The 22,863-nt window shown below is 35.7% G+C and carries 18 protein-coding genes and 1 pseudogene; 3 read left to right on the forward strand and 16 right to left on the reverse strand.

What is annotated here, in order from left to right:
* Window positions 1–149: 149 nt before the first annotated feature.
* Window positions 150–659: a hypothetical protein gene (locus Q0358_RS00005; RefSeq protein ID WP_299545731.1), complete on the reverse strand. Its 510-nt coding sequence runs from the start codon at window positions 657–659 to the stop codon at window positions 150–152.
* 8 nt (window positions 660–667) lie between these two features.
* Window positions 668–1,693 (reverse strand): ketol-acid reductoisomerase, encoded by a 1,026-nt coding sequence (ilvC, locus tag Q0358_RS00010; protein WP_299545732.1) that lies wholly within the window; start codon window positions 1,691–1,693, stop codon window positions 668–670.
* Between the two features lie 156 nt (window positions 1,694–1,849).
* On the opposite strand from ilvC, the gene Q0358_RS00015 reads away from it, so the two are divergent.
* Window positions 1,850–2,089: a DUF2443 domain-containing protein gene (locus Q0358_RS00015; protein ID WP_299545733.1), complete on the forward strand. Its 240-nt coding sequence runs from the start codon at window positions 1,850–1,852 to the stop codon at window positions 2,087–2,089.
* A 35-nt stretch (window positions 2,090–2,124) separates the two neighbouring features.
* Here the strand turns inward: Q0358_RS00015 and Q0358_RS00020 are convergent, their stop codons facing one another.
* The 13 genes and pseudogenes from Q0358_RS00020 to Q0358_RS00080 all read right to left on the reverse strand — a co-directional run bounded on the left by Q0358_RS00020 (window position 2,125) and on the right by Q0358_RS00080 (window position 19,944).
* Window positions 2,125–2,784 carry a restriction endonuclease subunit S gene (locus tag Q0358_RS00020; protein WP_299545734.1) on the reverse strand — a complete coding sequence of 220 codons (660 nt, stop codon included), beginning with the start codon at window positions 2,782–2,784 and terminating at the stop codon, window positions 2,125–2,127.
* Between the two features lie 35 nt (window positions 2,785–2,819).
* Window positions 2,820–6,993: pseudogene (locus tag Q0358_RS00025) on the reverse strand (N-6 DNA methylase).
* Window positions 6,994–7,027: 34 nt separating this feature from the next.
* The gene (locus Q0358_RS00030; protein WP_299545735.1) at window positions 7,028–9,043 is read right to left on the reverse strand and encodes a ribonuclease J; all 2,016 of its coding nucleotides are present in this window, start codon (window positions 9,041–9,043) and stop codon (window positions 7,028–7,030) included.
* A 12-nt stretch (window positions 9,044–9,055) separates the two neighbouring features.
* The gene (gene rsmA, locus Q0358_RS00035; protein WP_299545736.1) at window positions 9,056–9,883 is read right to left on the reverse strand and encodes a 16S rRNA (adenine(1518)-N(6)/adenine(1519)-N(6))-dimethyltransferase RsmA; all 828 of its coding nucleotides are present in this window, start codon (window positions 9,881–9,883) and stop codon (window positions 9,056–9,058) included.
* A 15-nt stretch (window positions 9,884–9,898) separates the two neighbouring features.
* Complete coding sequence (locus Q0358_RS00040) at window positions 9,899–10,573, reverse strand: prepilin-type N-terminal cleavage/methylation domain-containing protein (RefSeq protein WP_299545737.1); 675 nt, start codon at window positions 10,571–10,573, stop codon at window positions 9,899–9,901.
* Entirely contained in the window at window positions 10,570–11,748 is a 1,179-nt protein-coding gene (locus Q0358_RS00045) for a hypothetical protein (protein WP_299545738.1), read from the reverse strand. The genes Q0358_RS00040 and Q0358_RS00045 overlap by 4 nt, the downstream gene beginning before the upstream one ends.
* Window positions 11,749–11,757: 9 nt before the next feature.
* Window positions 11,758–12,960 (reverse strand): threonine ammonia-lyase, encoded by a 1,203-nt coding sequence (gene ilvA / locus Q0358_RS00050; protein ID WP_299545739.1) that lies wholly within the window; start codon window positions 12,958–12,960, stop codon window positions 11,758–11,760.
* On the reverse strand, window positions 12,957–13,358 hold the full coding sequence (locus tag Q0358_RS00055) for a CoA-binding protein (protein WP_299545740.1): 402 nt from the start codon (window positions 13,356–13,358) through the stop codon (window positions 12,957–12,959). The genes ilvA and Q0358_RS00055 overlap by 4 nt, the downstream gene beginning before the upstream one ends.
* Before the next feature lie 48 nt (window positions 13,359–13,406).
* Window positions 13,407–14,564 (reverse strand): glycosyltransferase, encoded by a 1,158-nt coding sequence (locus tag Q0358_RS00060; RefSeq protein ID WP_299545741.1) that lies wholly within the window; start codon window positions 14,562–14,564, stop codon window positions 13,407–13,409.
* On the reverse strand, window positions 14,564–15,706 hold the full coding sequence (locus tag Q0358_RS00065) for a glycosyltransferase (protein ID WP_299545742.1): 1,143 nt from the start codon (window positions 15,704–15,706) through the stop codon (window positions 14,564–14,566). Before Q0358_RS00065 ends, Q0358_RS00060 begins: the two co-directional genes overlap by 1 nt.
* A 1-nt stretch (window position 15,707) precedes the next feature.
* Complete coding sequence (locus Q0358_RS00070; protein WP_299545743.1) at window positions 15,708–16,658, reverse strand: glycosyltransferase family 2 protein; 951 nt, start codon at window positions 16,656–16,658, stop codon at window positions 15,708–15,710.
* On the reverse strand, window positions 16,658–18,364 hold the full coding sequence (locus Q0358_RS00075; RefSeq protein ID WP_299545744.1) for an ABC transporter ATP-binding protein: 1,707 nt from the start codon (window positions 18,362–18,364) through the stop codon (window positions 16,658–16,660). The genes Q0358_RS00070 and Q0358_RS00075 overlap by 1 nt, the downstream gene beginning before the upstream one ends.
* 62 nt (window positions 18,365–18,426) lie before the next feature.
* Window positions 18,427–19,944: a YifB family Mg chelatase-like AAA ATPase gene (locus Q0358_RS00080; RefSeq protein ID WP_299545745.1), complete on the reverse strand. Its 1,518-nt coding sequence runs from the start codon at window positions 19,942–19,944 to the stop codon at window positions 18,427–18,429.
* A gap of 223 nt (window positions 19,945–20,167) precedes the next feature.
* On the opposite strand from Q0358_RS00080, the gene Q0358_RS00085 reads away from it, so the two are divergent.
* Together Q0358_RS00085 and Q0358_RS00090 are read left to right on the forward strand one after the other, a co-directional pair.
* Window positions 20,168–21,523, forward strand: coding sequence for an FAD/NAD(P)-binding oxidoreductase (locus Q0358_RS00085; RefSeq protein WP_299545746.1), 1,356 nt, complete (start codon window positions 20,168–20,170; stop codon window positions 21,521–21,523).
* A 10-nt stretch (window positions 21,524–21,533) separates the two neighbouring features.
* Window positions 21,534–21,692, forward strand: a complete 159-nt coding sequence (locus tag Q0358_RS00090; RefSeq protein WP_299545747.1) for a DUF2892 domain-containing protein — start codon at window positions 21,534–21,536, stop codon at window positions 21,690–21,692.
* Between the two features lie 35 nt (window positions 21,693–21,727).
* Here Q0358_RS00090 and tgt read toward each other — a convergent pair whose 3' ends face one another.
* A complete protein-coding gene (gene tgt / locus Q0358_RS00095; protein ID WP_299545748.1) occupies window positions 21,728–22,861 on the reverse strand; it encodes a tRNA guanosine(34) transglycosylase Tgt in 1,134 nt (377 codons plus the stop codon).
* Window positions 22,862–22,863 lie beyond the last annotated feature (2 nt).

A 22,863-nucleotide genomic window follows, 5' to 3' on the forward strand; every position in this document is an offset into this window, starting at 1 on the left:
AATACCTGCCTGTCACGCAGGGGGTCGCGGGTTCGAGCCCCGTCCGCTCCGCCACTTCTTTGACTTTGTTTTTTAAAAATAATCTTTTTGGTTTTGTGTTGTTAACTTAAGAAAGCTATAAAATCTTTAGACCAATTTAATTGTGCAGATTATTTGATGATTTTGTATTGATAGGGGAGAATTGCAACAGAAGATGCTGTGTATAGATTTAGGGCATTGTTGCGATCTTTTTCTCTTCTTAATAGACGAGATTTACGGATTTCTTCTTTTGTTTCTATGTAGAGAAAAACATCTGCTTGATCAAGGCGTTGAATGCTAGTTCCCAAGCAGAATATAATTTTCACATAAGGTGGCAAAAATCTTAAAAAAGGCTTTAAATTATCGCGTTGTCCTGTGTTTTTTGGTATAGATTTTATTTTGGGGCGGATTATAAATAAATTTAAGCTCATTACATTATCATCAATAACAGCTATTTCGTATGGAGAGAATTTCGCCCCCCCCCCTGTATATTTTAAGCCATTTTTGCGAATATACTTTCCAAGAGTGCTTTTTCCACTTCCTGGCAACCCACTAAGAGCAACAAAGATTCTTTGTTTGCTTTTAAGTGCTTCTTTGCAAACAAGTGCAACGCGCTCTAGTTGGGCTATTTTGTGTTTCATAGATTGATTTAGTTTTTGTTTTTATCGACTAATTTTCCAGCACCAATCCAAGGCATCATTGCCCTTAGGCGTTCTCCAACTTTTTCAATAGGGTGATTTGCTAGATTTTTGCGCTCTGCACTCATTCTTGCATAGCCGGCTTTTCGCTCCAAGATAAAGTCTTTGGCAAAACGTCCTTCTTGAATGTCTTTTAGAATTTCTTGCATTGCCTTTTTGGATTCCGCATTAATGACGCGCGGACCGCTTACCATATCTCCATACTCTGCGGTATTTGAGATAGAATAGCGCATATCTGCAAGTCCGCCTTGATACATTAAATCCACAATAAGTTTAAGTTCGTGTAGGCATTCAAAATACGCCATTTCTTCAGGGTATCCAGCTTCTACAAGTGTTTCAAATCCGGCTTTTACAAGACTGCTAACTCCACCACAAAGAACTGCTTGTTCGCCAAAGAGATCTGTTTCTGTTTCGTCTTTAAAAGTTGTTTCTATAATCCCACTACGTCCGCCACCAATGGCACTTGCATAGCTTAGTGCAATGGCTCTAGCATCGCCTTTGCTTGTGTCTTGTTCTACTGCGATTAAATCTGGGATTCCACCTCCACGCACAAACTCACTTCTAACTGTGTGTCCGGGAGCTTTTGGTGCAACCATAATTACGCCCACACCCTTTGGAGCTACAATTTGTCCAAAGTGAATATTGAAGCCGTGTCCAAAGGCGATGATTTTATCTTCGCTTAAATGTGGCGCAATATCGCGCTCAAACACATCAGCTTGGAGTTCATCAGGGATTAAAATCATAATTAAATCTGCCCATTTTGTTGCTTCGCCCACTTCTAAAACTTTGAAATTTTTAGCTTCTGCCTTGTTCCAGCTTTTACCGCCTTTATAGAGTCCAATGACAACTTCTACGCCAGAGTCGCGTAAGTTTTCTGCGTGGGCGTGTCCTTGAGAGCCAAAGCCGATGATGGCAACCTTTTTGCTTTTAATAAGTCCTAAATCGCAATCTTTATCGTAAAATACTTTTAATGCCATAGCAAACACCTTGTTTAAGTAAAATGTAAGATTAGCGATTATATTGCATTTTTCCTTAGTGGATACTTTGGATTTGATATTGCGAAACTTTTAAGGTGTGAAAAGATGTAAAAAATGCTAGAATATGCATTTAAAATGACTTGGAAGGATCTAGTAATGTTTGAACGCATTGATGGAATTTTGCGCGAAATTGAAGAGGCACAAGCAGAGATTCAGTTGCTTTTGGGAATGGCAAAGATCTCTTTTGTGGATTATATTATGATAAAGCGTGGCACACAAGATATTCCAGAAGGGCTTGGTGCGTGGAATCTTCAGCAAATTGATAATGAAGTTTCGCGCTTAAAAGATGCGATTGATACGCTTAATAAAATCAAAAAAGAAGTGTTGGTTTGGTAGGTGGAATCTAAATTGGATTTCACCTACATATGGAATTAAGATTGTAAATAGCTTTGCAAGACTTTTATTTTTATAGTTTCTAAAAGAGATAGGTTGGACTCTAAAAGGCTTATTTTAGATTCTATATTTTCAATGGCATTGATTATTTTTTCTTGTGCTTCAATGGGTGGGATGGGGATTTTGAGATTTTTTATAAATGTTAAGTTTGCCATAGTGAAACCACCTTTTTCTACAAAAAAGCGATACAGCCCCAAACACGCAAAATACAAAAATTTTGTATGCAAATTTTCACGATTTAATGGATAAATTCCAGCTATATTTTGGTTTGTTGTGGAATCAAAAGTTAAATACCCAACTTTACCGATAGTAGCACCTACTAATGCGATTAAGACAGAATCTTTTTTAAATATTTTTGCTGATGATTTTTTAAGCCCTAATTCTGTAATTTTTTCTTTAACTTGACTTTCATACACATAACAATTTTGACATACTTCTGATTTAATCCAATTTACATCGCCATTCCAATATTCTGCAACTTCTCGGCTAGGCGTGCCTCCGCTTTGAACACTCGCAACTTGTCCTAATTTTATTCTTTCCCAGCCTTGTGGTGGAGGGGTGGGGATAGAATCTAATAAGGTTTCTAGGCTTTGAGTAAGTCCTGCTTTTTGTAAGATTTGTGTAATGAAGCGTTGCAAGATTGCTCTTTGTGAAAGCAGAGATTCTATCTTGCTTAAGATTTCTTTAAGCTCTGCCTGTTCTCTCTCTCGTTGTCGTTATTTAGGGCATTGTTTAAAATCTCTGCCTTTCTTTTTTCGAGAGTTTCAAGCTTGGAATCTATATGTGCGATTTGAGATTCTACGCTTTCAATGGCATTGATGATTTTTTCTTGTGCTTCTAGGGGTGGAAGGGGGATTGTCAAAGATTCATAAAAACTTATTGGCACTCTTTTGTGTCCGCTTGAACCTGTCATATTTTTCACTGCTTCTTGCCTTATGGAATCTTGATTAAGACAAGTAAATAAAAATTTATGGTTTAGTCCCTTGTGCGTCCTAAAAATATGAAATTCGCTACTTCCCATACCCAAACCATTTGTAAGATTTTTTGCAATGGCACATTTTCCATTTTCCATACAAGGCGTGATTTTAGCTATCAAAATATCATTTTCCGCAAAATAGGTATAGCTCCCCCTTCTAAGCTCTTTTAGTGACTTATTAACTTTATTTTGGATATAACCTTTATCTGCCACACTTGCCATTTCCACAAAAGAAATAATGGTATTTTCATCAATATTTGCAATTTCTTTTTTACTTGGATTAAGGGTAAGGTATTTTTTATTATTAAGCTTGATTGTATCCCAGCCTTGTGGTGGAGGGGTGGGGATAGAATCTAAAAGGGCTTTTAAGTCGTTTGTGTTTGGCATAGCACCTCTCCCCTTTGTCATATTGAGCGATAGCGAAATATCTTTATTGTTGGCGTTTAAAGATTCTTCGGTCGCTGTCGCTCCCTCAGAATGACAAGAAAATAAAAGCTCGTAATCTAGTTTAGATTCTAACTCTTTGATAGAATCTAGCAAGGAGGCAATAAGAGAATCTAGGCGGCTAGTTTCGCCCCCCCCCCCGATAAATTCATCATTATTAGATTCTGTAATAATTCCAGCCTTGATTAAAACCGCTTTGATTAACTCTTGGTATTTTTCTATACTCATTCTTATGGTTTTATACTGCTCTTCTATCTTTTCACACTCTTCTACAATTTGTTTTTGAATAGCTATATCTGGCTTTGGGATTTTCATATTTTGTAAAATATTTAAATTTACATTTTTTTGAGAGGTAGTGATAACTTCATCAAAAAGCTGAAATTTAAAATAATCGATAACATACATAAGATATTTATTGGTAAATTCATTATTTGGCACAATAGAAACTATGGCTTGGTTTGTTGTCATATCTTCACCCAAAATCCCTACCCTGCCAATAGTCGCATAGATAGAAACAACGACCGCACCTTTTGGAATCATCTTAGCATTAGATTCTTTAAATCCTTGCTCTGTGATTTTTTCTTGTGTATCCATAATGATTTGATGGTTTTGATAGTCTCCTATGGTAAGCCACTTGATATTGCCATTCCAATAGGAAGAAATTTTTCTTGATGGTGTGCCTCCCATAAAAAAATTTCCACATTCTTGAAGTTTTACTAAAGGAAACTTTGAAGCAATTTTCTGCCGATTTGTAAGCGGATTTAAACTTATCGCCTTATTAAACTCCACTTTGCTAAAATCCAGCATATCTATAAGGCGTGCTTTAAAGGCATAGGTGGCTAAGTCTTGTGGGATAGGGGCTGTTGTTTTTAAAAATGCTTGGCAGATAAGGTAGGCTAGTTTGTTTTCATTGTGTGGATTATCTCTTTCAAAAAGTGGGCTTAGGTAGGGGCTGTGTAGCTCTTTTATACCCTCATTGCCCTTTTTATTGCTCCATTCATAGCCTAAGAATTTTTTCTGCTCTTTGTTGTCATTTGGGGCTTTGATGATGAGTGGGGCTTGATTTAGACTTAGGCAAAAATAGAGCAATTTCTCTTTTTCTATCTCTCTTGCGTAGGCTAAAAAGGCGTTGTGTTCTAATGCTTCTTTGTCTTTAGAATCTTTGTAAGCTTTAGAATTTAAAAGCTTTTTATAATCGCTTGTTTGGATAAAAGCAGTGTGGTAATCTTTAAAGGCATCTAGGGCTAGAAGTTTGGAATCTAAATTTCCATTTAAAAAGCTCTCATATGCCCCTTTTTCAAAGCCTCTAAAATCACAATAAGTTTCATAGGCTTTTGTGTGGTTTTTATAAAACTCATTGTGTAACAAATTCCCGCTTTCTATGTAGCTTTCCATATCGTCATAATATTTTGGAGTCGTTGCGTTGTAATTTGACTTTTTGCGTAAAAATAAAATGATAGTATTTGTGCCTGTGGCTCCAAAGGTCCCACTACCTAACTCTACAATGGCTATAAGATCAAAATTTTGCAATAAAATCTCGCGTGTGCTTTTATAAATACCTTCTTTGTTTAAAATAGAGCTTGGCAGGATAATGGCAGCTTTGGCATTATCTCTTAAAAGCTGATTTGCTCTTTCTATGAAAAAGCACTCAATGGCATTATTTGTCTCTATATTTATCGCGTTATTAAAAAGCGTGTAGGTCTTTTAGATTTATCGCTTAAGGTCTCTAAAAAGCCCTTGACAGAGTAAGGAGGATTAGCGATAAGTAGGTCAAAGCTTTGATTTTGTATTTGTGGCTTTTGCTTGTTTCCTTTTTTTGTTTTAGGATTTTCTAGTTCGTGTGTAGCAAGGGCGTCAGCATAAAGGATATTGATTTCATTTTGTCCATACATCGCACTTGAGACTTTTGCAACCTTGCTTAAGCGATATTCTTTTTCAATGCCATAGATATTTTTGTAATGCTCTTTTAAATCCTTTGAAATATAGCGTTTAAGCTCGTTTGCATAGGTATTTAGAAAATGCCCCGCCCCACAAGCAAAGTCAAGCACTTTTAAGGGTTTAGAATTCTTTAGCATAGAATCTAGCGGCAGGGAATACATAATAAATTCACAAATTTGGATAGGGGTAAAAAACTGCCCCTCATCTTGCTTCATACCCTTTTGTAAAAAAAGCTCAAAAAGATTGCCTAAGAATTGATTAGTAGAATTTTGCGTGAGTTTGTAGGGAGCAAAAAGCTCTATGATTTCTTTTAAAACTTCTGCATTTTTTACAAATAGCTCTTCATTATGCACTTCTAAAAAGGCGAAGTCGTTGTTAGAGTAGAATTTAATTGTTTAATAAAGCCTTTAATTTTTGCTTTAAGTCCTTTTGGATTAAGATCTTCAAAGGCTTCTTCTACTTTGTCATTAGAGACAAAGGTAATTTCCTCGCCTAAAAATTCTTCCATTGCTTCTTTGTAAAGGAGCATTAGCCTATCTTGCATACTTGCATAAGTATCTGCCATAACGCCAAAATAGCCAAATTTGAGATTGTTTTTATTAAAACTTTCATCATAGATTTTGCATAGAAAGATATTTACAAGCTTGTCAAAGGCATTTTCCTTGCCTGAAATGTTATGTTTGCGTAAAATCTTGGCAAACTCGTGGTATTTACCCTCTTCTTTTAGCTCTTTTAGATTAGAAAAAGTAGGGGCTGGCTCTAAAATTTGGTAAGCATTTGCTTGCTTTTCAAAAATGCCTTGCGTGAAAAAATGTGATTTATAGCTTTTTTTCCATACGGAAACAAGCTTGGTGTTATTAGTCGCTTTTTTATAAGAGTGTTCTAGCTCGTTTTCTTGCAAATATTCATCATTGTCAAAGACTTGGATAATGTGGTTTTGATATGTTATGACTTTAGATTCTGTGTCGTGCTTTTCTAAATCACTAGTATAAAGGCATAGGAATTTCGCGTCTCTTTCTTGCTGAAAATAGCTAAAAAGCTGTCCGCCATCATTTTGCATTCTCTCCCACTCTTTGCTAAATTCGCTTTTATTATTTTTATCCTCTGCAGTTTTGCACTCTATGATGAGATAGGTGGTATCTTGCCTATCATTCACTAAAATATCAGCTTTGCCGCCCTTTAACTCTCCGCCTACTTTCCATTTTTTCTCTAGCTCCAAGGACTCTGCTTTATAGCCTTTTTCTAGCAGTCTATGCACACATTCAAACACGACAAAATTTTCAGGGTGAGAAAAATTTGAAGTCGTGCTATCGTGGATTTTTATACCTTGTGGGTAGATGAGCTTTTGATTTTTAAAATCTACTTGCATAGCATAGGAGTTTATAGTCTTTGTGTAGAGATTTGTATGTTTAGAATCTAGCTTTTTAGATTCTAACTTTTTAAATCCCAAAATCTCTAACACTTCTTTTAGATTGTCTTTTGTAATCATTTTTTGACTTTTCCGTCTAGCCTAAAAGTATAGGCTAAATGAGTGTTACCATAGGGATAATTGTGGGATATTTTTTAGTCTTTTTAAACATCAATTTTCTTAAGGCGTTTCTTAGCTCATTTTCCATTGCTTTTTGGCTATTGTAAAGTTCTTTTTTGCAATTTTTGCTAAAGAGAGTGAAAAACTCTTCAATCTCTTTGTTGAAGGCTTGTGTTTCTTTGTTTGCAATAATCCCCATTGTTTGAATGCGCGGTTTTCCAATGACTGAATTTTTTTCTCTATTAAAATCCACAGAAACAATTAAGATCCCATTTTCTGCTAGATTTTGTCTCTCTAAAATCACATCATTAGAAATTGTAGTATTGACTTGATTGTCAATATAGGTTTTGCCTGTTTTTACACTTCTAACTTTGCGCAAATAATTGTGCGCAATCTCCATTTGATCGCCATCTTCCATAAGATAAATATTGCGTTCATCTACACCACAAGAAACCGCTGTTTCTTTGTGTTTTAAAATATGATTATATTCTCCATGAACTGGCAAGAAAAATTTAGGTTTTACAAGGCGGAGCATTAGTTTTTGCTCTTCTTGTGCAGCGTGTCCGCTTGTGTGAATCTCGCTAAAGTCTTGATAATAAACTTTTGCCCCTGCTTTGTTTAAGAAGTTTAAAATATTAGACACAGAGCCCTCATTGCCCGGAATCGCCTTTGCAGAAAGGATAATTGTATCACTTGGTTTAATCTTAATGTGGCGATGCTCATCTGTTGCCATACGATAAAGCGCACTCATTGTCTCACCTTGTGAACCTGTGGTAACAATTAGCACTTCTTCGTCTCCATATTTTGCCACTTCGTGTGCTTCAATAAAAATATTTTGTGGGAGTTCAATATAGCCTAAAGTTCTTGCAATTTCTAGGTTTTTTTCCATTGAACGCCCAATAACTGCAACTTTGCGATTGTATTTGATTCCGTGTTGGATTGCTTGATAAACGCGGTGAATATTAGAGCTGAAGGTGCTCATAATCACACGCCCTTTTGCGCGTGAAAACAGCAAGTCAAAAGCTGGTCCAACACTTGCTTCGCTTGGGGTGTAGCCGGGTTTGTGTGAGTTTGTAGAATCGCTAAGAAGCAATAAGACTCCTTGTTCTCCATAGTGTGCGATTCTATTTAAATCAGTGGGGTAGCCATCAATTGGCGTGTGGTCAATCTTAAAATCTCCTGTATGAAAAATTAATCCCGCTTCTGTTTTGATTGCTAAAGCACTAGAATCTACAATGGAATGTGTGATATGAATCCACTCAATCTCAAATTCTCCAATTCTAATGGGTTTGCGCTTTTCTACCGCGCGGAATAGTGAGCGGAATTTTTTCAATCCGTGTTCATCAAACTTAGAACCTATAAGTCCCAATGGCAAGGCTGTGCCATAAATTGGAAATTGGTATTTTTTAAATAAATAAGGCATTGCTCCGATGTGATCTTCGTGAGCGTGTGTGATGATAACGCCTGCAATTTTGTCTTTAATGACTTCAAGATAGCTAAAATCTGGCACTAAAATATCCACTCCGTGCATACTCTCATCTGGGAAGCTCATTCCTGCATCAATAATAATTGCGGAATTTTGTGTTTCAATGATAGTCATATTTCCGCCAATTTCTCCTAAGCCACCTATTGGTGTGATGCGCACTTTTGCGTTAGGGTTAAACTCAATTTTAGAATGCGGAGTAAGTGCATCTTCGTGGATTTTTGCATTAAGTTCTACTGCTTTTCTAAGTTCAAGGTTTGAAGCTTGTGTTGCAGCACTTGCAAAGTTCTTATTATGTTGTTTTGGACGATTTTCGCGCGCGTTTGTGTTGTTTGCATCTTTTTTAAAGCGTGGATTGTGTCGATTGCGATTTTGTGGTTTTTGTCCGTTTTTGTTAGGTTCGTGTACTTCTTTTGTGAAATCTGTTTTTTGTGATTCCATCTTGTCTTTGCGTGGTCTAAAACGACGCTTGTTTGGTTCGCGATTTTCTTTGTTGGGTTGAGTGTTTGGGTTTGTTTGTTCTTCCATTGTTCCGCCTTTTTATAAAAGTTTCAAAAGTCGGTGATAGTCTTGGGTATCAATCTCGTGAGGTCGCTTGCTGGGGGCTATTTTTAAGGATTCTAAAGCGTCCAAAATGGTTTGTTTTGGATAGGCTTTGCTTAGATTATTTAGAATCGTTTTTCTAGGTGTATTAAAAGCAACTTTAAGTAAGGATTCTAAATGTTCTAAGTCCTTAAAATTTGGTGGATTTGCCATTTTTTGAATCAAAAACACCGATGAGATAACTTTAGGCGGTGGCACAAAGGCACTAGGTGGCACATCAAAGAGCAGTGTTGCCTTGCCTACGCTTTGTGCTAGCACACTTAATGCGCTAAAGTTACTTTCTTCGCATTGTGCGCAAAACTTTTGCGCAACTTCCTTTTGTGTCATCACGACACAGCCTTTTGATAGCGGATCTTTGATGGTTTTTATTACAAGTAAAGTTGCAATGTAATAAGGCAAGTTTGATACAAGAAAATAATTTTGCTTGCGCAAACTCTCTTTTTGCCAAATCTCTAAGATATCTCCTATCTCAAGGCTTAAACGCCCATTTTTTAATGCGTCTTTAAAACGCTCCTGCAAATAAGGAACAAGTTCCTTATCGACTTCATAAGCAGTGATATTCCCTAAGCTTAATAGCTTATTTGTGAGATCACCTAAGCCAGCCCCAATTTCTATAAGCTCCGTGTTTTGCTCCATTTTGGGAATGGATTGGATAATCGCATTTAAGACATTTTCATCACTTAAGAAGTTTTGTCCAAAATGCTTTTTTGCTAAATTCTGCTTTGTTTTTATGGTAGCACCCTTAAAAATTCTTAATTGTAACACAAAAATATTAAAGAATTAACATTTTTGAATAAAACCGCTTGGTAAAATACAGATTTTAACACTTTCTCCACTTTTGTTAAAGAGTTCTAAAAATAAGATTCCATTTGGAATTGTGGGTTTTTCATAAGGTTTTTTGCAACGCAAAAAACCTTGTTGATCAAACAAAATTCTAGCTTCATTATCTTCGCCACAGCCACCGCTAAATTTAACATTTTGGATTCCATAGCGTTGTGTGATAGCTAAATCTCCGCTTCTTAGAGGGTTTGCGAATTTAGAATTATCGCTATTATAAACATTTAAGTATTTATTATCTAATAAATCTCTGGCAATTTCTTGTTTATCGCGTGGGCGATCATCAAAATTTTTAGTGCGGACAGAGCGTGCAGAATCGCTAAAGATATAATACGCATAGCCAATATCTTTTAATGGAGAAAACTGCATTCTCCATAAACTCTCACTCCAGCGCGTGCGTTCTTGCGCGCAATGATCACTTTGGCAAAAGGCACTTTGAGTGATGTGCTTTGCGCTATTTAAACTTAAATAACGCGTGTAATTTAAGTGGGAAATGATTTGATTTTGAGCAAGATGAAGTTTAGAAGATGGAATCCAAAAATACCCTAAAGTAGCAAAAATACTAAGAATTGCTAGGGTTAAAAGCGTCTCAAAAAGACTGAAGGCTTGGCGTGTCATTTTAGATAAAAGGTGGTGATAATTTTGTTGTTGTAAAGAATTGGAATCTTTTTTGCGCCACTTTTTGGGGAGTCATAGAGAGTTGCGTTACCTTTTTGGATTCCATAAAATTGAAGACGCAGCTGTAAGCTTTCGTCAGTTTTTATAGATTTTATGCCTTTTTTATGCAGCGTGTTTGCAAGTTCCTTTGCGATAAAGTGGCGATAAGCAAAATGCTCATTTGCATTTGGAATTAATCCAAAAAGCGGTTTAGATAAAAAGAGTGTTGCACTGCTTGCTAAAAGCACGATAAAGGTTGCTAAAAAAGGGATTCTGTATCTTGCGCGAAATTGTGGCAGACGCACTCTAAGCCCAGAGAAATAAAGGCTGCTCATAAGTGGGATCCCAAGCAATAAAAATGGAGCAAACTGCTCAATTTGCACGCGTTGGCGCAAGGATAAAAGCCAAATAAATAATAATACACAAAAAGTGATATACCACATTAATGGCTTTGTTTTTGCATTAAAATAGCGATAGAGCGTGTAGAGAAAATATAAATACAAAAGTGGAGAGAAAATCAACATTAAATGTCCATTGGCATCTAGAAAATAGCCTTTTGGGCGTCCTCCTATATCTAATCCATACAAATACATATTTAATGCAAAAAGCAGCAAGGAGACAAAAAGCAGCTTGGTGTCTTTTTTGGAGATTGCATAAAACATTAATGCTAAAAAAAGAAGCGCAAAGCTTGCATCAACAAAAGTGATGAGAATTAGAAAAAAATATGGAATCTTGTTTGTTTTTTGATTGATAATACAAAGCAAAAGAGTTAGAAATATCACAATTCCTGCATTTGAAACAAGCAGAGCAACAGCATTAACTCCCGGTAGTAGGCAAAAAAGTATTGTTGCAAAAATCGCATCACTTTGGCGTTTTAAAAATCCTTTGGAGAGATAAAACATTAAAAGCGTATTGCAAAGATGTAGAAATAAAAACGGCAAACGCAATGCAAAATCATTTTGACCAAAAACCTTTACACTAAGATTGCTAATGAAGCTTGCAAAGCTTTTAGTTTCAAAGAAAATACGCGCTTCATCATAGCTAATACTAAGTGTGTTTAAAAACCAGACAAGCACGCTCAAGCTTGCAAGAATTAGAGCCATAAGCCATGCATAAATGCGGATTTGCGATTCCATTTTTGCCTATTAAATCTCTATAAACACATAGCCATTTGCTTGAAGTTGTGTTCTAATTTGTTCTTGATGCTCTTTGCCTTTTGTTTCAAGGCTTACTGTAACATTTGCATCTCCAAAAGAAGTTGAGGTTCTATCAAAATCAATTTTAACAATATTTGCTCCAAGTTGAGAGAGTAAATCGCTAAGTTTTTGCAAGCTTCCGGGCTTATCAATTAATGTTACACAAAAGCGCATTTTACGATGAGAACGCACTAAGCCTTTTTCAATAATATTGCCAAGCATTGTAACATCAATGTTTCCTCCACTTAAAACAAGTCCTAAAGATTCGTTGTTTTTTGGGTTAAATTTATTATGTAAAAGAGCGGCTACAACGCTTGCTCCAGCACCTTCTACAACAAGTTTTTGATTTTCTAAAAGATACAAAATTGCATTTGCAATTTCTTCATCATCAACTTTTACAATCTCATCAACAGATTCTAAAATATAAGAGAAATTGATAGGATTAACATCTCTTACGGCAATACCATCAGCAATTGTGCGGACAGAAGTTGTCGTTTGAATTTCTTTTTTGTAAAAAGAATGATACATTCCTGCTGCACCTTCTGCTACAACTCCAATGATACGCACATTTGGTAGCATCTGCTTGTAGGCTGCTGCAATGCCAGCGATTAATCCACCGCCACCTATTGGCACAACAATTGTTGTTAAATGGCTTTGATCTTCAATCATTTCTAAAGCAACCGTGCCTTGTCCAGCGATGACTGCATCATCAGCAAAAGGGTGGATAAATTGTAAAGCGTGTTTTTTGGAATACTCTAATGCGTAAGAATAAGCCTCATCATAATTGTTTCCCTTTAAAATCGCTTCTGCACCAAGCTCTTTGACGCCCATTACCTTAAGCAATGGAGTGGCTTCAGGCATTACAATCACACCTTTGATTCCAAAATGTTTTGCACTATATGCAACGCCTTGTGCGTGATTGCCCGCACTTGCTGCAATCACGCCTTTGGCACGCTCTTCTTCAGTTAAAGAAGCAATCTTATTAAATGCGCCACGAAGTTTAAAAGATCCTGTGTTTTGGAGGTTTTCTTGTTTGACATAAACTTTTGTGCCACTAATTTGGCTAAGTTTTGGGGCAAAGGCAAGTTTTGTGTGCTGAATAATTCCACTTAATCGCGCCTTAGCGTCCATAATTTTAGAAATTGGAATCATTGAAAAATCCTTTGGTGTTCAATCTTAATGCAAGCATTTTCAAAATATGTAATCCCTGCGTTTTCTAGCAAGATTTTTGCGTCCTTATTGCTTAAACCTAGTTGCACCCATACGCATTTTGGAAGATAGGGAAGATTTAAAATTTCTTGTGCGACTTCTAAGAGTGCTTCACTTTTTCTAAACACATTGACAAGATCAATATCCTTTTGGTCTTGAAAAGCATCTTGTAAGCTTGTGTAGGCTTGAACCCCTAAAATTTCACCACCTTTTGGATAGATGGGGATAATGCTATAGCCTTTTTCTTGCAAGTATTTTGCAACTTTGTTGCTAGGTTTTTGTGGATCTGGGGATAAACCTAAAATGGCGATTTTTTTAGAATTGCTTAAAACATTTTGCATTATGCTACCTTTGTGTCAATTTGTTTTTATTCTAACAAAAAAGAATTTTTAAGATTCTAAAATCCATTTTTTGTAGTTTGGAATTTGTTTTTCTTGACTAAAGAGTTGTGCTTGCGCAAAAAGTGTAGATTTATCAAAAAAGTTTGGATTCTTCAGTATAAAATCCATAGCAAAACACATTGCGTTTTTGGAGTTTAGCGGAATTAGGATTCCACCTTTTGCAATCTCACATTTTAAGTTGGAATCCAAAAACTCTCCCTTAGGTTCTAAAATCTCTCTAGGGGCGCAATCTGTGGAGATAATAGGGATTTTTAATGTAAGAGCTTCTACTAAGACATTTGGGAAGCCTTCGTGGTTTGAACCAAACAAAAAGCAATCTGCAATGCTTAGTGGTGCATAAGGGTTTGGGGTGCGCCCTAGTAAAAACACACTAGATTCTAAGTTAAGATCTGTAATTTGTGCTTTTAGGGTGGATTGCAACTCTCCAGATCCGATGATAAAAAGTGCAGCTTTGTCTTTAAAATCTTGCATAGATTCAATTAATAAGCGATGATTCTTGCCGCTATCTAAACGCCCTATGCTTACAAAGATGAATTTACCCTGCGCTTTTTGCTCTAAAATTTGTTGGGATAATGGTGAGTTTTCTTGGCTTTGGGTGATGATTTTTTTAAGGTTAAAGAAGTTTAGCAAAAGTGTGGTTTTTCTAGGATTTACACCAAAGTTTTGGATTAAATCTTGTAAGTTTTGTGGAGAGTTTGCACTGATTTTATCTGCCTTGTTATAAAGCATTTTAATTAAAAAGCGATTGATTTTTGAGCTTAGGTTGTTATAGCCATATTGCAAGCTCGGGTGGCTGCGTTCTGAGATTAGGATTTTAGGCTTTTTTTTGCCACAAAAAAATCCTGCTAGGATATTAATATAATTTGGACGCGTCATTAAAGATAGAGAAACATCACAATTTTTGAGTAATTTTTTGTATTTGTAGGCTAGAAATGGGATTTTGATAAGTTTTTGGATTCCGCTTTCTTTGGCGTTGTTGTTGCCTAAAATTATTGTTGGAATTCCTTTTGGGATTGTGTAATGGCAAAGATCTTCCAATAAGATGAGTGTGAGTTCGTATTCTTCTTGCAAGGCTTCTAATAACAAGGAAGTGATGCGTTCTGCTCCACCAGAGCCTAGAGAATATAAAAGAATATTAAGTCTCATCAAAGTCCTTTTAAGATTTCTAATGTTTTTGCTACCATTTGTTCTGGGCTAAATTCTTTTATGATATGCTCCCTTGCTTGTTGTTTTAGAGTTGCAAAATGTGTAGAATCTTTTAGTTTATAAAGAGACTTGAAGCACTCTAGCGCATTTTTTGAATCTTTTGGGTGAAAGGAAAATTGATAGGAGTCTTGCTTGAAGTTTGCGATAATTTTGCTCTCTCCTACATCACTAACAATAGGCACACAGCCACAAGCCATTGCTTCTGCAATAGAGTTTGAAAAACTTTCTGTATAAGAAGTAGAAACAATACAATCAAAAAGCGGATAAAAATCTTCCACAGCGTTTTTTGCACCTAAAAATTCTATTGTATAGGGTGATAGGATTGTTTGACAATGTTCTAAAATTTTTGGATCGGTTTTGCCTAAAGAGATAAAAACTACTTTGTTTTTTTCTTCAACACCTTCTAAAAAATCTTTTGCTACTTTTGCAAACAACGGATAATCTTTGACTTTATTCATTCTAGCAGAGATGCCAAAAATAAAGCAATCTTGCGCAATACCAAGCTCTTTTTTAAGTGCGCTACAATCTTTTGGACAAAAGCGTTTTGTATCAATGCCATTATGCACCACAAATGCTTTATTCATAAAATAGCCTTTACTTTTGTAAAAATTAATTGCATCTTTAGAATTGCAAATAATCGCATCTGCATAGGTGCTTAAGAGTTTTTGTGCGTAAAAATAAAGTTTAGAAGCAAAGGGGAGTTTGCTAACATTAATCGCACTAGAACGGAATCCAAAAACAACTTTGCACTTGTTTTTTTGAAGTTTCCCACAAAGCAGACTAAAGAGATTCATCTCTGGCATAAAGGCGTAAATGCAGTTTGGATTAAGTGTTTTTATGAGTTTGTAATAGCGTAATAAAAAACCAAAATCACCCCGACCTTTTTTGTTTAAGCAAGTGTGTGAGATCTCTTTGATTTCTGGTTCTAACTTGCCTCCGCCATAAATAGTGCAAAGATGCAAGTCAATGGATTTATTTTTAGCAAGTTCTTTTGCAAACAATACCCATTGGCGTTCTGCGCCACCAAAATCAAGAGATCGTATCGCAAGAAGGATTTTAAAAGGCTTTATTGCAGATTCCATCTTACTTTTCAACTCTTTGACGGATTTTTAATCTAGGCAAGCAAGAAGTTGGTAAAAACAGGCAAAAAAACACTTGAATGGCCAGTAGATTTGGACGGATTGCAAGGCTTTGTAAGATTTTTTTAAAAGCTTTTTTTCTATCTCCACCTTGTCGATAAAGAAGTGCGGCAGTAGCACAGAGTTTTGCAAGATGAGCTGGGCAGTATTTTAGGCGTTCTCTATAAAAAAGCAAAATGTCTTGTTCATAGTTTTTGACCATTTCTAAGGGTTGGTATTTTAGGTTTTGTGTTAGGGATTCTGCGTGGATTCTATAAAATTTCAAAGGTTTATGTAAATAATAACAGGGGCGATTTTTATGGAGTTTTAGCCATAAAAGCCCCATATTTCCACGCTGTAAATTTTCACTAAAGCGTCTTTGTCCTAAGAGTTTACGCTCAAAAAGTGTTAAAAATTCTCCATCTAAACAGCCACAAAGCACTTCTTGAAAGCTAATTTCTCTAGATTCACTCACGCCCTTTCCACTTAAGAAACCATCATCACTTCTTGTGCAATTTGCAATGATAATCCCATATTGTCGTTCAAAACTTAGATAAACATTAATCATTTGAGAAACTGCTTCTTTAAAGAGCAAGTCATCATCATCTAAAAGCATTATTAATTCACCACTTGCGTGATCTAAGCCATTGTTACGATTGCCTGCACTACCTTTTGTATGAGCATTTTGCACAACTTTAATATGAGGATTTTCTTGTGCGTATTCACAGGCGATATTAAAAGTATTATCGCTAGAGCTATCATCACTAATGATGATTTCTAAGTTTGGATAATCTTGCTCTAGTAGGCTTTCAATGGATTCTGTGAAAAAATATTCGCGATTGTAAGTGGTTAAAATAATGCTAACTTTTGGAAAAAGTGGATTTTGTGGCTCTTGGTGGGTTAGATTTGTTTGCATTAGAGAATATCCTTATGCGTTATGGGAGTTAAAGATCCATTTTGCATTTTGTAGATGGAATCGCAATTTGCAATTGTGCTTAAGCGATGTGCAATAATTAATAATGTTTTGTGTGCGGCAATTTTATAAATTTCTTCCATTATCTTTGCTTCTACTTCAGAATCTAACGCGCTTGTAGCTTCATCAAGCACTAAAATTTCAGGATCTCCATAAAGTGCGCGAGCGATTGCTATGCGTTGTTTTTGCCCCCCACTTAATGCAATCCCACCATCACCTACTTGCGTTTGAAGTCCTTCTTTTTGCATTAAAAAATCATAAATATTTGCACTCTTTAAAACACTAATGATTTTTTCTTCATTAAAATCACGCCCAAAAGCAACATTTTCTGCCACATTCCCAGCAAAAAGATAGACATTTTGTGGGATATAGCCAACCTTAGAACGCCAAGATTTAAGATTGTTTGTATCAATTTCTTTGTGATCAACTAGGATTTTGCCTTCTTTTGGAGTTAATAAGCCAATAATTACATCAACAAGCGTGCTTTTGCCGCTTCCAGATTCTCCGATAAAAGCAACTTTTTCACCCCTTTTAATGCTAAGATTAATATCTTTTAAAATTGGTTTATCTTGATAGCTAAAATGAAGTTTTTGTAGGGTGATTTGATCCTTAAAATCTATCGTTTCATTGCCTAAATCTTTGATTTTTGCATTTAAATCTTGATAGATAATCTCAAGAGAGCGGAAGTTAAAAATGATTTTATTATAGGAATCTAAAATGCGATTGATAGAAGGCAATAGCCGATAGAGTGCTAAAACATACATTGAAAGTAAAGGGAGATAGCTTGTAACATTGTTAGAATCTTTGATAAACAAGTAAAGCACCACAGCAATCATCATACAAAAGCCAATGGCTTCTAACAAAAGGCGTGGGATATGAAAAAAAGTTTGATTTTTGATATTTGCTAGAGAATAACCCCAAAGAGAGCTTGAAAAGGTTTGCATGATTGCACTATCATCGCTTTGAAGTTTAATGATTTTATAATTACCAAAACTTGAACTAAGAGTTTCAAAAAAACCTTTTTGGTGTGCTTCTTTCTCTCTGCCTTGGCGTTTGATTTTTAAGGTGATAATGCGCGCCATTAAAAATCCAAAAAGTGCTAGCATAAGCGTTAAGCCAAGAGTAATTTTAAAATTGACAAATAAAAGTGTGCTATAAATTAATAGCACCACAAAAACTTCTGAAGTCATAAACAAAGCCGCTGCTAGCAAAATTGTGAAATTATGTGCTTCTGTGGTGATTGTTTTGGTCAAATAACTTGTGTTTTTTGTGATAAATTCCTCATAATTTAATCCTAGATAATTTCTAAAAAGTCGTCCAACAATCAAATAATAACGCCCAAAAGTAAAACGGGCTAATAAATGCTGGTAAATGAGATTAACAAGACTTCTAAAAACATAAAACACAAGCAAAGCCACACCAAAAGTAATCACAAAATCTCTTGGATTTTGAAATCTAAAAAGATCATAAATGAAGGCGAAGTAAGGTTTGCTTTCAATCAATGTAAAATCGCTTGCAACAGCCATAAAAGGTGCAATAGCGGAGATTCCTATTAACTCTATTAAAGAGACAAGTAAAGAAAGAAGCAAAAGTCCATAAATATAACGCCGATCGTGGTTTGAGAGAATAAATTTTAATTTAGAAAGCATAAATTCAATAAAAACCTTAAATTTTTAACGCATATTATAAGACAAAATTGCATAGAAAATTTTTAAATACGGCGGAAACTTAGTGCTTCTAATAAATGCGTTTTTTGAATCTGTGTGCTTGTCTCTAAGTCTGCAATGCTTCTTGCAACGCGCAAAATCTTATCGCTTCCGCGTTTTGAGATTCCAAACTTTTGGATTGCTTTGTTTAAAATTTCTTGCTCTGTTTTATGCAGTGTGCAAATGGATTCAAATTCTGCACCTTGCAATCTTGCATTAAAACAACTCTGCTTACGCTGCTTTTGGAATTTAAAGGCATTTAAAACTTGATGTTGTAAGGTTTTAGAATTCACGCGATGAGCGTTTTCTTTAGCAGTTAAATGTGCATCTTCTTGCATTGTAACAAATAAATCCAAACGATCCCAAAAAGGCTCTGAAATTTTAGCCTTGTAAGCATTGATTTCTTTTTGGTTGCAGCGGCATTCCTTGCTAATGCTTAGGAGATTCCCGCAAGGACAAGGATTCATTGCTGCCACAAACATAAAATCCGTAGGATAAGTGATTTTGGCTTGAGAGCGTGAAATTGTAAAATTGTGATTTTGCAAAGGTTCGCGTAAGGATTCTAAAATGCTTTTTGGAAAATGCGGTAGTTCATCAAAAAATAAAACGCCCAAATTTGCAAGTCCGATTTCACCACTTTTAATATTCTGTCCAACAGCACTGCCTAAAATCGCCGCTTTTGTTGCACTATTGTGTGGATTTCTAAAAGGACGATAAGGAGAGATCTCAAGTGTGGTGGTTGCAAGCTGTAAGATTGCATTTAAATTTAAAGGAGGTAAAATATAAGGAATCCTTGAGGCAATCATACTTTTTCCACTCCCTGCACTCCCTTCAAAAAGAATATTATGGAATCCACAAGCAGCAATGAGTGCGGCTCTTTTTGCTCTTTCTTGTCCGATGATTTCATAAAAATCTAAGGGAAAATTTTGTGGATAATAATAGTGTTCGCCATCAAGGTTAAGAGAAGCAAAGGGTAAGACGGAATCATAAGATTCTATCTCTGGCGGATTTTGTAAAATTTCTAAGGCTTCCTTTAAAGATTCCACATAATAAGCTTTTAGGTTTGGAATTTTTGAGTAAAACTCTTTAGCACTTTTTGGGAGAATAAAGATGGAATCTTGCTGTTTGCTAAGTAAAGAGAGTAAAAGTGGATAAATTGCAGGCGTGTCTTTAACGCGCCCATCAAGCCCTAATTCACCAAAGGCAAAGGTCTTTTGTTGTGTGTTAAAGTTGGAATCCAAATTTAGTGTGTTTTGTAAAGCAATTAAAAGAGCAATGGGTAAATCATAAAAACTGCCTTGTTTTGGTAAATCCGATGGAGAAAGATTTACGGTGATTTTAAGGGGTGGAAATTTAAAGCCATTTGCTAAAAGAGAAGATTGCACTCTTTGGCGTGATTCTTGGATTGCATTGCCTGCAAGCCCTGTGATAGAAAAGGAGGGTAAAGCACGCGTGAAGCTTACTTCTACTTCTACTTCTTGCGCATTAATCCCAACTTGTGCGGCGCAAAATAATGTTTGCATTGTGAAGCCTTGGTATTTTTAAGTTTAATATTACTATATAAATTTGAAATTTTAAACAAAGCTGATTTTTATTTATTAATGTTATGTATAGAATTGTAACTTTTAATATTTAGAGTGGATTTGTTTTTGTTGCTTGGGATAATGAGCGTGATAATGTTACTTAAATATTTTTAAGGTATTGAGATATAATCCTTATCGTTTTTGAACGAAAGGAGAAAGTCTTATGGAAAAAGAAAAGTTAAATCGCCGTGATTTACTTAAGTTAATGGGTGTTGGAGGTGTTGCATTAGGGAGTGCTAGTTTAACTCTGCCAACACAAGCGCAAGCAAAATCAAACAAAGCACCAAATATTGCAATTATTGGTGCTGGTCTTGGCGGGATTTCACTATCAGCAAAATTAGTTGATGAGTTACCAAATGCTAAAATTACGCTTTTTGACGCAGATCCTATTTTATACTATCAGCCCGGTTTTACACTAATTGCTGGTGGAATTTATAATAAAAAAGACACAGAATACAAAAAAGAAGATTTAATTAATTCTAAAGTGAATTGGATTAAAGAAAATGTTGCTTCTGTCAATCCTAATGCAAATACACTCACAACAACAAGCGGAGCCACACATAATTATGATTATCTTGTAATTGGAACAGGAACATTTAATATGTTTGAAAAATACAAAGGCTTAAGCGAAGAATTTATTAATGATCCTGCAACAAATGTTACAAGCATTTATACAGCAGATGGAGCAGTAAAAGCGCAAGCAATGTTCAAAAAAATCGCAAAAGAAGGCGGGAAAGTTATTTTTGCAGAGCCAGATACTCCGATTAAATGTGGTGGTGCAAACAAAAAAATCAATTTCTTGCTTGATGATTTGACAACTACAAAAGGCACACGCCAAAAAGTAGATATGGTGTTATTTACAGGGGGCTCTGGAATGTTATCAAGTCCAGTGCATGCTAAGATGATCGAACAATTTTTCATAGAACGCAAAATGCCTTATTCTGTGCGTCATTTGCTTGTAGAAGTGGATACTGCACGCAATGTAGCAATTTTTGAAAAATTAATGCCTTATACAGAAAATGGAGAGCAAAAGGTTGCAAAAGAACGCGTTGAAAAACCTTATGATTATCTTTTTGTGATTCCACCTATGAAAACAGCAGATTTCATCACAGAAGCAGGACTTGCAATTACTAAGGGACATGTTGCTGGAAATTGGGTAGATGTAGATCAATACACGCTACAACATAAAAAATTTGCAAATATTTTTGCAATTGGTGATTGTGCTGGAATCCCAAAAGGCAAAACAGGAGCAAGTATCCGTAAGCAATATCCTGTGATTGCTGCAAATATTGTTTCGCATTTAGAAGGGAAGCTACTAGAGGCAAAATTCAGCGGCTATACAGCTTGCCCACTTTTAACACGCTATGGAAAAGCAGTTATGGTTGAGTTTGATTATGAAGGAGCTGCACCTAGTATGCCTTGTTTTGGGGCGACAAGAGAGAGTTGGATGAATTGGTTTGTAAAAGTGTATTTGATGAAGCCTATGGTTATGCAAGCAATGGTAAAAGCAAAAGCATAAAGGAGAGAAAATGAGTAATTTAGATAAAACAATCCGTTTAATTTTAGCAATGGTGCTGTATTTTGTGTTTGGTTTTGTGTGTCAAAGCTGGTGGTGGTTAATTTCTTTATTACCGCTATTAAGCGCAGTTTATGGATACTGCCCACTTTATAAAATGCTAAAAAAATAGTTTGAATCTTGCGATTTAATCGCAAGATTTAGATTCTAACTTTTAAATGTTGCATAAAAATTCTTATAAAACTGTATAAATTCTCCCTTTAAAATTGCTTCTCTAGCTTCTCTTACAAGACTTAGATAATACGCTAGATTGTGAATGCTTGCAAGACGAAAATAACTCATTTCTCCAGAGCGGAACAAGTGGTGTAAATATGCGCGCGTGTGATTTGCGCAAGTGTAGCAGTGGCATTTGGAATCTAAAGGTTGTGTATCAAGTTTGAATCTAGGAGATTTAATGGCAAGTTTGCCAAAATGCGTGAAAATTGTTCCATTTCTAGCATTGCGTGTAGGCATTACACAATCAAACATATCTACACCTCTAGCTATTGCTTCTACAATATCTTGTGGTGTGCCAACTCCCATTAAATAGCGAGGTTTATCCTTTGGTAAAAGGGGTGTTGTAAAATCAAGTGTGGCATACATTTCCGCATTTGGTTCTCCTACTGCAAGCCCGCCGATTGCATAACCATCAAAATCTCCAAGATTTGTTAAATCCTTAGCACTTGCTTCTCTAAATTCTCTATCTGTCCCGCCCTGAATAATCGCAAAGATATGATTTGTTAATGGGTTACCAGAATCTATAGCTTCTTGTTTTTTGAAATTATGATAAGTGATAGCATCTTTTGCCCATCTTGTTGTGCGATTTATGGATTCTAAGATTCTCTCTTTGCTAGCAGGCAAGCCCACTAAATCATCTAAAATCATCATAATATCACTGTTTAAATTGTATTGTATATCTAGCACTTTTTGTGGTGAAAAAAAATGGCTTGATCCATCAATGTGGCTTTTGAAAAGGATTCCATCTTCTTTGTGCTTAACATTAGAGTTTAGACTAAAGGCTTGAAATCCGCCACTATCTGTTAGAAAGTTTCTAGGAAATTTTGTAAAATTGTGTAATCCTCCAAGTGTTGCGATAATCTCATCATTTGGACGCAAGTATAAATGATAAGTATTGCCTAAAATTATAGGTGCATCAAGTGCTAAAAGATCGTTAAAGTCTAATGCTTTTACGCTTGCTTGTGTGCCAACAGGCATAAAAATAGGAGTTGGCACTTCTCCGTGTGCGAGCTTCAAAACTCCAGCGCGTGCGTTACCATCAGTTTTGTGCAGATTAAAGTCCATTT

Source organism: uncultured Helicobacter sp. (assembly GCF_937893305.1).
Classification (GTDB): Bacteria; Campylobacterota; Campylobacteria; order Campylobacterales; family Helicobacteraceae; genus Helicobacter_D.

Bases quoted from the DNA above. Each gene is read 5' to 3' on its own strand.
- Q0358_RS00005 (WP_299545731.1), bottom strand. From the start codon at position 659: ATGAAACACAAAATAGCCCAACTAGAGCGCGTTGCACTTGTTTGCAAA.
- ilvC (WP_299545732.1), bottom strand. From the start codon at position 1,693: ATGGCATTAAAAGTATTTTACGATAAAGATTGCGATTTAGGACTTATT.
- Q0358_RS00015 (WP_299545733.1), top strand. From the start codon at position 1,850: ATGTTTGAACGCATTGATGGAATTTTGCGCGAAATTGAAGAGGCACAA.
- Q0358_RS00030 (WP_299545735.1), bottom strand. From the start codon at position 9,043: ATGGAAGAACAAACAAACCCAAACACTCAACCCAACAAAGAAAATCGC.
- Q0358_RS00040 (WP_299545737.1), bottom strand. From the start codon at position 10,573: ATGACACGCCAAGCCTTCAGTCTTTTTGAGACGCTTTTAACCCTAGCA.
- Q0358_RS00045 (WP_299545738.1), bottom strand. From the start codon at position 11,748: ATGGAATCGCAAATCCGCATTTATGCATGGCTTATGGCTCTAATTCTT.
- ilvA (WP_299545739.1), bottom strand. From the start codon at position 12,960: ATGATTCCAATTTCTAAAATTATGGACGCTAAGGCGCGATTAAGTGGA.
- Q0358_RS00055 (WP_299545740.1), bottom strand. From the start codon at position 13,358: ATGCAAAATGTTTTAAGCAATTCTAAAAAAATCGCCATTTTAGGTTTA.
- Q0358_RS00060 (WP_299545741.1), bottom strand. From the start codon at position 14,564: ATGAGACTTAATATTCTTTTATATTCTCTAGGCTCTGGTGGAGCAGAA.
- Q0358_RS00065 (WP_299545742.1), bottom strand. From the start codon at position 15,706: ATGGAATCTGCAATAAAGCCTTTTAAAATCCTTCTTGCGATACGATCT.
- Q0358_RS00070 (WP_299545743.1), bottom strand. From the start codon at position 16,658: ATGCAAACAAATCTAACCCACCAAGAGCCACAAAATCCACTTTTTCCA.
- Q0358_RS00075 (WP_299545744.1), bottom strand. From the start codon at position 18,364: ATGCTTTCTAAATTAAAATTTATTCTCTCAAACCACGATCGGCGTTAT.
- Q0358_RS00080 (WP_299545745.1), bottom strand. From the start codon at position 19,944: ATGCAAACATTATTTTGCGCCGCACAAGTTGGGATTAATGCGCAAGAA.
- Q0358_RS00085 (WP_299545746.1), top strand. From the start codon at position 20,168: ATGGAAAAAGAAAAGTTAAATCGCCGTGATTTACTTAAGTTAATGGGT.
- Q0358_RS00090 (WP_299545747.1), top strand. From the start codon at position 21,534: ATGAGTAATTTAGATAAAACAATCCGTTTAATTTTAGCAATGGTGCTG.
- tgt (WP_299545748.1), bottom strand. From the start codon at position 22,861: ATGGACTTTAATCTGCACAAAACTGATGGTAACGCACGCGCTGGAGTT.